Source organism: Streptomyces sp. NPDC002935 (assembly GCF_040611295.1).
Lineage (GTDB): Bacteria > Actinomycetota > Actinomycetes > Streptomycetales > Streptomycetaceae > Streptomyces.
The window spans coordinates 65,108-77,567 of the sequence record NZ_JBEXNW010000009.1 but is presented as its reverse complement, the minus strand read 5'-3'; the positions used below and the strand labels follow the sequence as shown (position 1 = coordinate 77,567).

The 12,460-nt window shown below is 71.6% G+C and carries 6 protein-coding genes; 2 read left to right on the top strand and 4 right to left on the bottom strand.

The features are described from left to right. The first annotated feature begins 43 nt into the window (after positions 1-43). Positions 44-829: an SDR family oxidoreductase gene (locus ABZX90_RS14360; RefSeq protein WP_355204738.1), complete on the top strand. Its 786-nt coding sequence runs from the start codon at positions 44-46 to the stop codon at positions 827-829. Positions 830-1,169: 340 nt separating this feature from the next. Then, positions 1,170-2,741 (top strand): sodium:solute symporter family protein, encoded by a 1,572-nt coding sequence (locus ABZX90_RS14355; protein WP_355204735.1) that lies wholly within the window; start codon positions 1,170-1,172, stop codon positions 2,739-2,741. A gap of 26 nt (positions 2,742-2,767) precedes the next feature. Here ABZX90_RS14355 and ABZX90_RS14350 read toward each other — a convergent pair whose 3' ends face one another. The 4 genes from ABZX90_RS14350 to ABZX90_RS14335 form a co-directional block, all read right to left on the bottom strand. Continuing rightward, positions 2,768-3,883 (bottom strand): ADP-ribosylglycohydrolase family protein, encoded by a 1,116-nt coding sequence (locus ABZX90_RS14350; RefSeq protein WP_355204732.1) that lies wholly within the window; start codon positions 3,881-3,883, stop codon positions 2,768-2,770. A gap of 193 nt (positions 3,884-4,076) precedes the next feature. Continuing rightward, entirely contained in the window at positions 4,077-7,400 is a 3,324-nt protein-coding gene (locus ABZX90_RS14345) for a tetratricopeptide repeat protein (RefSeq protein ID WP_355204730.1), read from the bottom strand. Between the two features lie 166 nt (positions 7,401-7,566). Beyond that, positions 7,567-9,678 carry a LamG domain-containing protein gene (locus tag ABZX90_RS14340; RefSeq protein ID WP_355205070.1) on the bottom strand — a complete coding sequence of 704 codons (2,112 nt, stop codon included), beginning with the start codon at positions 9,676-9,678 and terminating at the stop codon, positions 7,567-7,569. Positions 9,679-9,809: 131 nt separating this feature from the next. Further along, positions 9,810-12,404: a bifunctional FO biosynthesis protein CofGH gene (locus tag ABZX90_RS14335; protein WP_355204727.1), complete on the bottom strand. Its 2,595-nt coding sequence runs from the start codon at positions 12,402-12,404 to the stop codon at positions 9,810-9,812. Positions 12,405-12,460 lie beyond the last annotated feature (56 nt).

Genomic DNA, 12,460 nt, shown 5'->3' with positions numbered 1-12,460 from the left:
TGACGCCCCGTCAGACAATGCGCCAGAGCCGAGGAGGCCCCGGATGTCACTGCTCACCGGCAAGACCGTCGTGGTGTCGGGTGTCGGAGCGGGGCTCGGCCATCAGGTCGCGGCGGCCGTGGTGCGCGACGGGGGCAACGCGGTGCTCGGGGCGCGCACGGAGGCGAATCTGGCCAAGTCGGCGGCCGAACTCGACGCGGACGGCGCGCACACGGCGTTCCGCGCGACGGACATCACCGACGAGGGGCAGTGCGACGCGCTGGCCGCGCTCGCGGCGGAGCGCTTCGGGCGGATCGACGCGGTGGTCCATGTCGCCGCCTGGGACAGCTACTTCGGCGGTCTGGAGGACGCCGACTTCGCGACCTGGCAGTCGGTCATCGACGTGAACCTGCTCGGCACGCTGCGGATGACCCGCGCCTGCCTGCCCTCCCTGAAGGAGCGCGGCGGCTCGGTCGTGATCATCGGCACCCAGTCGTCGGTCGCCGCGCCGAGCCAGGTGCGGCAGGCGGCGTACGCGGCCTCGAAGGGCGCGCTGACGAGCGCGATGTACTCCCTGGCGCGGGAGCTCGGTCCGCACCGGATACGGGTCAACACCGTGCTGCCCGGCTGGATGTGGGGCCCGCCCGTCGAGGCGTACGTGCAGTTCACGGCGTACACCGAGAAGGTGCCCGAGGCGGACGTCCTGAAGCGGCTCACCGAACGGATGGCCCTGCCCGAGCTGGCCACCGACGGGGATGTGGCGGACGCCGCGGTGTTCCTGGCGTCCGACCGGGCGCGGGCGATCACGGGGCAGTCGCTGCTCGTGAACGCGGGCGAACTCATGCGGTAGGAGGTACGGCCGGAGCGGCCCCTTTCCCAGGCGCACGGGACCCGCATCCCGTACGGCTGTCGACTTGTTGTTGCTGCTGTGGGTCTGACGAAGTGCCCGCTCATCGTGTGTTCCACGTCACGAGCACGACAACAGCCCAGCGGGTAAAGTAGAGGCAAAATCGTTCTGCTTTCTGATCTGTGTTCATATCCATGACCGCGCAAGGTCTTGACCGGCCGGTCGGACCAGCGGTTCAATCCCCGAAGTCCCCGCTCCCGCACGGGGGCGCCGCTTATGTGCGTACTGGCGAAGTGCCGTCCGGTATCTGCAGGTTCACAAGGCGGACCCCTGGAGGGGGCACATGAACGGTCTCGACTGGGCCGTCCTGGTCGCGTATTTCGGTGTCATGACCGCGATCGGTGTCTGGTCCCACAAGCGTGTGGACGATGTCAGCGACTTCTTCACCGCGGGCGGCAAGATGCCGTGGTGGCTGTCCGGCATCTCGCACCACATGTCGGGCTACAGCGCGGTGATGTTCACCGGCTACGCCGGCATCGCGTACACCTACGGCATCACCTCGTACGTGACCTGGGCACTGCCCATCGCCATCGGCGTCGCCATCGGCGCCAAGGCCTTCGCACCCCGGCTCAACCGGCTGCGCTCACGACTGCACGTCGCCTCACCCCTGGAATACCTCAAGGACCGCTACAACGTGCAGACGCAGCAGGCGCTGGCGTGGTCCGGCATCCTGCTGAAGATCGTGGACGTCGGCGCGAAGTGGGCGGCCATCGCGACCCTGCTCAGCGTCTTCACCGGCGTCACGCTCACCCAGGGCATCATCATCACCGGCGGCATCACGGCGGTGTACTGCACGATCGGCGGGCTGTGGGCGGACGCGCTGACCGAACTCGGCCAGTTCGTCATCCAGTTGCTGGCCGGTCTGTCGATGCTGATCATCGTTCTGAACAAGATCTCCGACCAGGGAGGTCTTTCCAAGGCGCTGGACTCGCCGAAGCTGCACGGTCACGGAGACGGGTTCGCGGGCCCGTATCTGACGGTGTTCTTCATCGCGTACCTGTTCATCAAGCTCTTCGAGTACAACGGCGGCATGTGGAACCAGGCCCAGCGCTACATGGCCACCGGCAGCGCCAAGGAGGCCACACGGTCGGCGTTCCTGTCCGCCGGGCTGTGGTTCGTGTGGCCGGTCATCCTGTTCATCCCCATGTGGCTCTCGCCGCTCCTCGTCACGGCGAAGAAGCCCGACGGCTCGGACGCGTACGGCCTGATGACCGAACAGCTGCTGCCGCACGGGCTGTTGGGCCTGGTCGTCGTCGGGTTCTTCTCGCACACGATGGCCATGTGCTCCTCGGACGCGAACGCCATCGCGGCCGTGTTCACCCGGGACGTGATGCCGGTGTTCTCCCGGGCGGCACGCGCCTGGGACACCCGCGCGGGGCTGATCGCGGGCCGCGTCACCACGGTCGCCTTCCTCGGCTTCTCCATGGCGGTGGCGACCCAGGTCAACTCCCCCGCGTTCAAGGACATCATCACCGTCGTCATCAAGTGGGTGGCGGGGCTCATGGGACCGATCGCGATCCCGTTCATCCTGGGCCTGCTGCGGCCGTTCCGTAAGTCCGGCCCGACGGCGGCGCTGACCAGCTGGGCATGCGGTCTGCTCGCCTTCTTCTTCGTCAACTACAACCTGGACTTCTCCCAGCGCACGGACGTGAAGCTGGAGTACCAGGTCGCGGTCCCGATGGCCATCTCCCTCGTCCTGTACATCCTCATGGGCTTCCTGAAGCCCGAGGACACTCCGGAGCGGGACGCGGTCATCGAGATGATCAACACGGACGACGACGGGTCGGCCGCCGCGGCGATCCCGGCCCCGGCGGGGGCGGCGGACGGGGTGGTGGGCACTCCGGTGAAGGACTAGCCGGCCAAGGACCGGCCGGTGTCGGCTCAGGCCCGCGGGTAGCGGGCGAGCCAGCCGGGGGACGATCCGGCGGGTCCGTGCAGCGCGGGCCCCTGGGTCATCTCCATCGCGAAGTCGTCCGCGAGGACCAGCACCGAGGGACGGCCCTCCAGTTCGGCCAGCCAGGCCGGCGGGAGGGCCGTCTCGCCGTGCAGGGCGCCCAGCAGACCGCCGGTGAGGGTGCCGGCCACCGCGGAGGGCCCGCCGTGGTTCACGGCGAGGCACAGACCGTGCCGGACGTCCTCGCCGACGAGCACGCAGTACACCGCGACGGCGAGCAGCCCCTCGGCGGTGCCGTCCCCGGCGAGTTCCTCGACCCGCCCCGGCGAGGGCATCCCCTGCCGTACGGCGCCCAGCGCGTGCTGGAGCGCGTCGGTGACCGGCTGGTGCCCGGGGCGGGTCACGAGCAGCGCGAGGGTCTGCTGCACGGCCGCGTCGAGGTTCTCGCCGCGGGCGAGCGCGTGCACGATCACGGCGTACGCGCCCGCCGTCAGGTAGGCCGCGGGGTGACCGTGCGTCTGCGCGGCGCACTCGACGGCCAGTTGCATCACGAGTTGCGGCTCCCAGCCGACGAGCAGCCCGAACGGCGCGGAACGGGCGGCGGCCTCGGGGCCCGGCTCTCCGGGGTTCTTGGGCGCGTCCAGCGTGCCCATGATCTCGTCGGCGAGGCCGAGCAGATTGGCCCTGGACGGGTCGCGGCGGGCGTAGAGCCACTCCTCGCGGGCCAGCCAGCCGTCGTCCTTGCGGCGTTCGTCGGGCCCCCAGTCGGTCTGGGTGGCCGCCCAGCGGCGATAGGCGCGGTGCACGTCGGACGGCGGGTGCCAGGCGCCGGTGTCGCGGCGCACCTGGGCGCGGATCAGTCCGTCGACGCTGAACAGGGCGAGCTGGGTGAGGTGCGTGACGGCGCCGCGCCGGCCGTGCGCGGGGGCCAGGTCGAGCAGGCCCTCCGCGCCGTACGCCGCGCGGATCTCCTCCAGGGAGAGCCCGTCGATCGGCGCGCCCAGGGCGTCGCCGAGGGCCGCGCCCAGCAGCGTTCCCCGGACCCGGCTGCGGAAGTCCTGTTGCTCACCACGGCCCCAGACGGCACCGGCTGTCGCACCCACCGAGACCTCCTGAGGCACCCGTCCGTTCGTCCGACAGCTCAGCACTGTAATCGAACGGGAACGGTCGGTTGAGGTCGCGGATCCATATGAGGGACGTGATCCCAGTGGCCCGAAGTGATCAGGTATGGGCGGCGTTCGGCAGAAAGCGCGGTCTGGTCCGGCAGTCGTTCCCAGCCCCGGCTCACCTCGCCGGTCAGTCCGTGTAGCGCGCCCGGACGGCGTCGCGGGCCGCGGTGACCGTCGCCAGACGGGGGGCGAGGCGGGAGTGGTCGGTGTCGGGGCTGAGCAGGAGCTCGGCGAGGACGTCCGCGAGGACCGCCAGGTCGTCCCAGTCGGGGTCGGTGGCCAGGACTTCGGCCAGCCCCCGGTCGGCGTCGGCCCAGTCCGCGAGGCCCCAGCCGACGATGCACCTGCCCTGCAGGCGGGTGATCTCGTCCAGCTCCTCCGTGTCCAGGAGTCGTGCCAGCTCACGCCACAAGGGGTCCGCGGTTTCCGGCCCCCGGGACCGTAGTTCGGTCATCGCCAGCTGGAACGTGCCCGGTGCCGCGTCCTCCGCGCGAAGCCGCTCGGCGAGGTGACGGGCCCGCGCCCACTGCCCGGTGTACCGGAATGCCTCGACGCGCAGGTGGTCCCGGTCGAGAACGAGCGGGTCGTCCGGGCCCGGCGCCGGGTCCGCCTCGGACAGCCGGGCCATCGCCTCGTCCCGCCGGCCGCTGTGGATCAGCGTCTCCATGATTTCGTAGCGTGCCGCGTCCGCGTCCCCGCCCAGGGTGATCCGGCGTTCCCAGTCGGCCAGGGCCCGCTCGGTCCGCCCGGTCGCCAGGAGGACGCGGGCTCGCTGGTCGTACGCGTACGCGTAGTCCGGGTCGGCCGTCAGGGCCCGGTCCAGCCAGGTCAGCGCCTGCGCGTGGTCCTTCAGGTCGCGGTAGGTCGCCCCCAGACAGCCCAGCGCCGAGGCGTTGCCGGGATCCCTTTCCAGTACGTGCCGGAAGACGGAGATCGCCTCCTGGTGTCGGTCGTCGATCCGGTGGGCGTTGCCCAGCTCGATCTCGATCCAGTCGGCGTCCGGACGCGCCGCGAGCGCGCGCCGCAGGTCCTCGTACGCGCCGGGCACGTCCTCCAGCCGCCGCCTCACCCGTGCCCGCATCACCAGGCCCCAGACGTAGTCGGGCTCCAGCGCGACGGCACGGTCGAGATCGGCCAGCGCCTGCGCGCCGTCGCCCAGCTCGTGGCGGGCCACCCCGCGGCCCGCCAGGGCCGAGGGGTAGTCGGGTCTGAGGCCGATGGCCCGGTCGAGTTCGGCGACGGCCTCCTCGAAGCGGCCCGCGAGCCGGTAGGCGTCGCCCCGTTCCGAAGCGACCCAGGCGGAGTCCGGCTCCAGGCGGGCCGCCCGGTCCAGGTCGGCGAACGCCTTGTCCCAGTCGCCCGTGTCACGGCGCAGCCGGGCCCTGCGGACGAGCGCCCACAGGTGGGTCCCGTCGATGCTCAGCGCGCGGTCGAAGTCGGCGCCGGCCGCGTCGAACTGGTCGAGGGCGTGCCGGCACACCGCTCGGGAGGCCAGCGAGTCGGCGTTCGTGGGGTCGAGGGCGACGGCCCGGTCGAAGCCGGCCACCGCCTCCTCGAAGCGGCCCGCCAGGCGGTGCGTCTCCGCACGCTCCGCGATGATCCATCCCGTGTCGGGCCGCAGTGCGTCCGCCCGGTCGAAAGCGGCCAGCGCCGCTGGGTGGTCGCCGAGCAGCTGGTGGGTGAAGCCACGGCCGTAGTGCACGCGCGCCTCGTCCGGATCGATCTCGATCGCCCGGTCGTACTCGGCCAGCGCCCGCTCGTACTCCCCGCCGTTCCGCAGTTCCCTGGCCCGCACCCCGTGCGCCAGCGCCCGCCCGGGACCCTCCAGTGCGGGGCGGGCCAGCAGCAGATCCATCGCCCTGGCCACCCCGTCCTCGTCGTCCGCGAGGGCCTCGGTCAGTCCCCGGCCCAGGTCGCGCAGGACCGGGTCGCCCGCCGCGTCTCCGGCCTCCTGGAGCATCCTGGCCCAGCCGCGCCCGACCACGTGATCGACGCGGCAGGCCTCGACCGTGTCGCGCAGGGCGTCACCCAGTGCCGCGAGCGGCCGGGCGCACAGCCGGTGGTACGACTCCTCCAGCAGCATCAGCCGCCATGGCTCGTGCCGCCACACCTCGTCGGGAGCGATCAGGCCGTTCCCCGCCTCGGCACGCCAGCGGCCGAAGACCTCCGCGAGCCTCGCGTGCCGTTCGGTCCAGCCGCGGGGCGAGTGGCGCCGCTGCAGCCGGAGCATCGGCTCGCGGACCAGGTCGTGATACCGGAGCCGGTCGCCGCGGCCGTCCACGAACGGCAGCCCGCGCAGCCAGCCGAACAGGGCGTCGGCGTCCTCGTCGGCGCAGTCCACGGCTGCCCGGAACACATCCAGGTCGAGGCGACGGGGAAGGGAACACGCGAGGGCCACCGCCCGGCGGACCGGTTCCGGCTCCCACTTCAGGAAGCGTTCGACGGCCGTGGCCGAGGGGTCGCCGATGTCGTCGGGGTCCGCGGGCCGCTGCTCGGCCAGGGTCGAGACCAGCAGGGGCAGTCCGCCCGTGAGGCGCAGTACCTCCTCGACCACGGGCTCCGACACGACTCCCTTGTCCGCGAGGAGCCCCCGCGTCTCGGTCTCCGTGAACGGTCCGAGGGGCAGGTCGGTGACGAAGTCGGTGAAACCGCCCCAGCGGAAGGTGTCGAAGGGGCGCTGCCCGGCCGTCACCACGACGACCGTGGCGGGCAGCATGCCGTGCTCGCGGGTCGTCATCACCGCGTGGAGCCATGGGTCGAGGAACGGTCCTGTCCGCTCGTAGGTGTCGAAGAACAGGACGGTCCACGGCACGGCGGACGCCGCCTCGGAGAGCTCTTCGACGAGGACCGGGGTGAGCACGCCCTGCGGCGACAGGACCAGCCGCACGTCCTCCTGGTTGCGGAAGCGGGCGCTGAGTCCGGCCCGCAGCCTGTCGGCGCCCTGGGCGAGTTGGGCGGGGTCCAGAGCTCCGGCGAGGGCGCCGACCCCGGGCACCATCCCCAGCCCCACCAGGCCGGCCCGCGCCATTGTCAGGCTGCCCGCCGAGGGGCCGCTCCGCTCGGGCTCCTGCGGGGCGAGGACGGCTGCCTCCGCCTCGTGCCGCCGCTCGTGGTACGCCGCCAGCAGACGGTCCAGCTCCTTGAACCGGTGCCCTTGCCCGGCGAACTGACGGCTCATCGCCGCCATGGCCTCGGGCAGGCTGCCGACGTTCTCGTCGAGGTAGGCCGTCAACGCGCCGTGCTCACGCGCCAGTTGTTCCATCTCCCGGATCAGGAACGTCTTGCCGACACCCGCGTTGCCGTGGACGTGGAACAGGAACCGGTGCCGTTCGTCCTCGGGAGGCAGGTCGAAGTTGGCACGAAATGTGGCTCGTTCGGCCCCTCGCCCGACGAACCCGTGCCGTCGCCGCCCCTCGATCAACTCCTGCATCGACGGTCGCCCCCGCGCCATGGCCTTCCCTCTCCCCCGGTACACCGCCCGTCCGCACGGACCGGCCCCGCCAGTCTGGCCCAACTCGTCCGGTGGGACACGGGGTCGGCCGAAGCCGGACGGCCCGCCGGGACCTGGGTTCCGGCGGGCAGTGGGGGATCAGAGCCCCGGGATCATCACAGGCGGATCAGCACAGGCAGGGATTCGTACCCCATCCCAGGGCTTGGATGTCCCCGCCCCGCAGCGCACCGGAGTAGGCCTGCACCTCGTCCACGTCCCCGTGCAGGTACTCGCCCCAGCGGTCGCCGACCGTGGCCCGGCCGATCTGGAGAGCGCCGGTGCTGTGCCAGCCGTCGGCAACGGTCGTGGTCGCCTGATCGTTGGTGTAGCCGTCGAGATAGAGCTTGATCGTGTCGGTCGCGTCGTCGTAGACCACGGCGAGGCGATGGCCCTGGCCCTCGCCGCCGTCGGCCCCCTCGATCTGGGACACCACCTTCTCGGAGGCTCCGGTCTCGTCCTTCTCCGGCGTCACCAATTGCCAGGTGTGCGTGGACGGCACGTAGCGCACCTTGAAGGCGTCGGTGTGCTCGCCGGCCTGCGAGAGCACCGTCATCGGGTGGGCGGGCTCAAAGTCCGCGAGGCGTACGACGACACCGAGGGTGAAACTGTCCCCGGTGTCCACCACCGGCCCGTCGGCTGCGGCGTAACCGGTCTCGCCGTCCAGTCGCAGATGCCCGTCACCGACCAGCGGCGGCGGCACGTAGGTGCAGTCCGGGTCGAGGTCCGGGATGCAGGAACTGTCGGAGCCCCGGTAGATCGTGGCACCCGTGCCGAGCCGCAGCGGCGCACTGTCCGTCTGCTCGGGGCTCGCGCCGTCCGTCGCGTTCTCCAGCGACCAGTGGCCGAGCAGCTTCGGCGTGCGATAGCCCAGCTCGGCCGCCTCGCCCGGCACCACGACCCGGTCATGGACCCGTACGTCGCCGATCTCGCCGTGCCAGCGGTCGCGGTAGCCGGATGCCCCGCGGGCGCGGCCGATCTGGAACGCGCCGGTCGCCTCGGCGGGAGTGGCGTCCGCCGCGGTGCCGGTCTCGTGACCGTTGACGTACAGCCGCGCACGGCCGGTCTCCGTGTCGTACAGGCCCAGCAGATGTGCCCATTCGCCGGTCTCGGGCGCGCCGCCGGACACCCGCGCGTCACCGATAGCGAACGACCAGGCGGGGCCGGAGTCATCGCTGCGCAGCCCGAGGGTGAAGCCGGGCTTCCCGTCCGCGTCCTGGCTGGCGACCGTCATGGTCCGGCCGGTCTCGGCGGGCCGCACCCAGGCACTGACGGCGAAGGACTTGCGGAGGTCGGTGGCCGGGGCGTCCGGGGTGAGGAAGCCGTGGCCGCTGCCGTCGAGGCCGACGGTGGTGGTGGCTCCCGTGCCGGAGGGTGCCGTGCCGCCGAAGGTCACTCCGGTGCCGGCGCGGGCGGCGGTGCCCGTCTCGGCGGCTGCCGACCGGGAGCCCGCCGGGTCGTCCAGCTTCCAGCGGGCGACGGGGGCACGGCCGGACTTCACGTTGAAGTCGTACCTGGACTCCCCGCTGTTTCGGCCCGACCGGTCGATCGCGCGGACGGTGAGCCACTTGGGGCCCGCGGTGAGCGGGAGATAGGGAAGGGTCACGGCCGCGCCCGGCCGGTCCGCGGAGACGGTTCCGTAGGGGCCGCCCAGGAAGCCGTACGTGTACGACACCACGTCGTCCGAGGCCGAGTCCATCGTGAAGTGGCCGTAGACGCCCACTCCGTCCACCCAGAACACCTGGTCGGGGTTCGAGTACTCGGGTGAGGTGATCGTCGCCTTCTCAGGGCTCACGTCGTCGTACACGAACGAGCAGACCGAGCCGTCGCCCTCGTCGCTCCACGCAGACGTCGCCTTGGTGTCGTTCGCGCGGACGTGCCAGGAGATGACGGTGTTCGCCGGGATGTCGTTCGGCATCGTCCAGTACTGACGCTGCCCCGATGTCAGCGTGATGCTGGTGTAGGCGCGGCGCTGCTCCACCCCTGCCGAGTCCGTCCACCAGGCTTCGAACTCGCCCTTGACCGAGCTGGCTTCGGACGGCTGGTTGTCCTCCTCCGGGTCGTACAGCACGGCACTGAGCCGGGGCGGCTGCGAGACGTACGCCGTGTCGTCACCGGTCCCGCACGCCTTGCTCCCCGACGCGAGATCCTGCACGAGCGGCTGCTTCGGCGGCAGATTGTCCACCGCGGACGCCGCGCCGGCAGCCGTGGCCAGCAGTGCCGCCGTGCAGCACCCCACCATCAGCCGTCTGTGTCTGCCCGTCCCTCTGAATCCAATCAAGTGGCCCTCCCCTGTTGGTACTTGAGGCTCATGGATCACACGAGCCGCATGAACCTAACAGGGGCCACCGACAGCGCCGAAAGGGATTTCCCTCAGTCCAGCACCGGAAGCAGCTCCGGCAGATGTCCGTCCGAGGCCGCCGCCGTCCTCTGGCGCTCCGCGGGGACCTCGCCGTACACGGTGGTGCGGGGCCTGGCGGGGCGGCCCGCGGCCTCGGCGACCGCGATCAGCTCCTTGACCGACTTGTAGGAGCCGTAACTGGAGCCCGCCATGCGGGAGATGGTCTCCTCCATCAGGGTGCCGCCGACGTCGTTGGCGCCGGAGCGGAGCATCTCGGCCGCGCCCTCGGTGCCCAGTTTGACCCAGCTGGTCTGGATGTTGGGGATGTGCGGGTGCAGCAGGAGCCTGGCCATCGCCATGACCGCGCGGTTGTCGCGGGTCGTCGGGCCGGGGCGGGCGATGCCGGCCAGGTAGACGGGGGCGTTGGTGTGGATGAAGGGGAGGGTCACGAACTCCGTGAAGCCGCCGGTCTGCTGCTGGATGCGGGACAGGGTGCGGAAGTGGCCGAGCCAGTGGCGGGGCTGGTCGACATGGCCGTACATCATGGTGGAGGACGAGCGGATGCCGAGTTCGTGGGCGGTGGTGACCACCTCGATCCAGGTCGCCGCGGGCAGCTTGCCCTTCGTCAGGACCCAGCGCACCTCGTCGTCCAGGATCTCCGCGGCCGTGCCGGGGATGGTGTCGAGGCCCGCTTCCTTGGCCGCCGTCAGCCACTCGCGGATGGACAGGCCGGTGCGGGTGGCGCCGTTGACGACCTCCATCGGCGAGAAGGCGTGGACATGCATGCCGGGGACCCGTTCCTTCACCGCCTTCGCGATGTCGAAGTAGGCGGTGCCGGGGAGGTCCGGGTGGATGCCGCCCTGCATGCACACCTCGACCGCGCCGAGGTCCCAGGCCTGGGCGGCGCGGTCCGCGACCTGCTCCAGGGAGAGGGTGTACGCGTCGGCGTCGGTGCGGCGCTGGGCGAAGGCGCAGAAACGGCAACCGGTGTAACAGACGTTGGTGAAGTTGATGTTGCGGGTGACGATGTACGTGACGTCGTCGCCGACCGCCGCCCTGCGGACGTCGTCGGCGATCCGGCACAGGGCGTCCAGCGCCGGTCCGTCGGCGTGCAGCAGCGCGAGGGCCTCGTCGTCGGTCAGCTTCGTCGGGTCGTCGGCGGCGGTCGCCAGCGCGGCCCGTACGTCCGTGTCGATCCGGGACGGCACCATCCCGGGAGCCGCCGCCTCCCGCAGGGCCTCCCAGTCGCCGTACACCGCGTCGAAGTCGTCGCGGCGGTCGCCGGTGCGGCCCTCGGTGTCGATGGTGTGATGCAGGTCGGTGCGCCCGGAGGACGTGAAGGCCTCCTCGGGCTCCTGCCAGGGGTGGCCCTCGACCACCGCGTCCGGCACCGCGAGGCCCGTCTCCGGGTCCGCCAGCGCACGGACGTGCGGCAGCAGACGCGGGTCCAGCCAGGGCTCGCCGCGCTGCACGAACTCCGGGTAGACACACAGGCGTTCACGCAGCTCGAAGCCCGCCTCGGCCGACTGCTCGCGCAGCAGCTCGATCTGCGGCCAGGGGCGCTCGGGGTTGACGTGGTCGATGGTCAGCGGTGAGACCCCGCCCCAGTCGTCGATCCCGGCGCCGATGAGCCGCCCGTACTCGCTGTCGACCAGGTTGGGCGGCGCCTGGAGACAGGCGGCCGGGCCCATGATGTGCCGGGCGACTGCCACGGTGGCGACCAGTTCGTCCAGCTCCGCGTCCGGCATCCCGCGCATCGCGGTGTCCGGCTTGGCGCGGAAGTTCTGGATGATCAGTTCCTGGATGCCGTGGTACGCCCGGGAGACGCGGCGCAGCGCGAACAGGGAGTCGGCGCGCTCCTCGTACGTCTCGCCGATGCCGATCAGCAGCCCGCTGGTGAAGGGGACGGAGGAGCGGCCCGCGTCCTCCAGGACCCGCAGCCGGACGGCGGGCTCCTTGTCGGGGGAACCGTGGTGCGGGCCGCCGGGCTCGGACCACAGCCGGGTCGCGGTCGTCTCCAGCATCATGCCCATCGACGGGGCGACCGGCTTCAGCCGCTGGAAGTCGGTCCACGACATCACCCCCGGGTTGAGGTGCGGCAGCAGGCCCGTCTCCTCCAGGATGCGGATCGAGATGGCCCGTACGTACGCGATCGTGTCGTCGTAGCCGTGCGCGTCCAGCCACTCGCGGGCCTCGGGCCAGCGGTCCTCCGGCTTGTCGCCGAGGGTGATCAGGGCTTCCTTGCAGCCGAGTTCGGCGCCCCGGCGGGCGATGTCGAGGACCTCGTCCGGGGACATGAACATCCCGTGGCCGGCCCGGCGCAGTTTGCCGGGGACGGTGACGAAGGTGCAGTAGTGGCACTTGTCGCGGCACAGCCGGGTCAGCGGGATGAAGACGCTCTTGGAGTACGTGATGACACCGGGCCGGCCGGCCGCCGCCAGACCGGCGTCGCGCACCCGCGCGGCGGAGGCGGTCAGGTCGTCGAGGTCCGCGCCGCGGGCCTGGAGCAGCACCGCCGCCTCGGTCACATCGAGCGCGACGCCGTCCCGCGCGCGCCTGAGCCCGCGCCGCATGGAGTTCGCCGTCGGCCCGGATCCGGGAGTCGCGTCCGTAGCGGAGGTCGTCATCCTTCGAGCATACGGTCGGGGTGATCAGGTATTGCCGGGCCTGACCGCTTTCGGGC

What these genes read in the sequence shown, in the direction of transcription:
- ABZX90_RS14335 (WP_355204727.1), bottom strand. Translation starts at nt 12,404, where the DNA reads ATGACGACCTCCGCTACGGACGCGACTCCCGGATCCGGGCCGACGGCG.
- ABZX90_RS14340 (WP_355205070.1), bottom strand. Translation starts at nt 9,678, where the DNA reads ATGGTGGGGTGCTGCACGGCGGCACTGCTGGCCACGGCTGCCGGCGCG.
- ABZX90_RS14345 (WP_355204730.1), bottom strand. Translation starts at nt 7,400, where the DNA reads ATGGCGCGGGGGCGACCGTCGATGCAGGAGTTGATCGAGGGGCGGCGA.
- ABZX90_RS14360 (WP_355204738.1), top strand. Translation starts at nt 44, where the DNA reads ATGTCACTGCTCACCGGCAAGACCGTCGTGGTGTCGGGTGTCGGAGCG.
- ABZX90_RS14355 (WP_355204735.1), top strand. Translation starts at nt 1,170, where the DNA reads ATGAACGGTCTCGACTGGGCCGTCCTGGTCGCGTATTTCGGTGTCATG.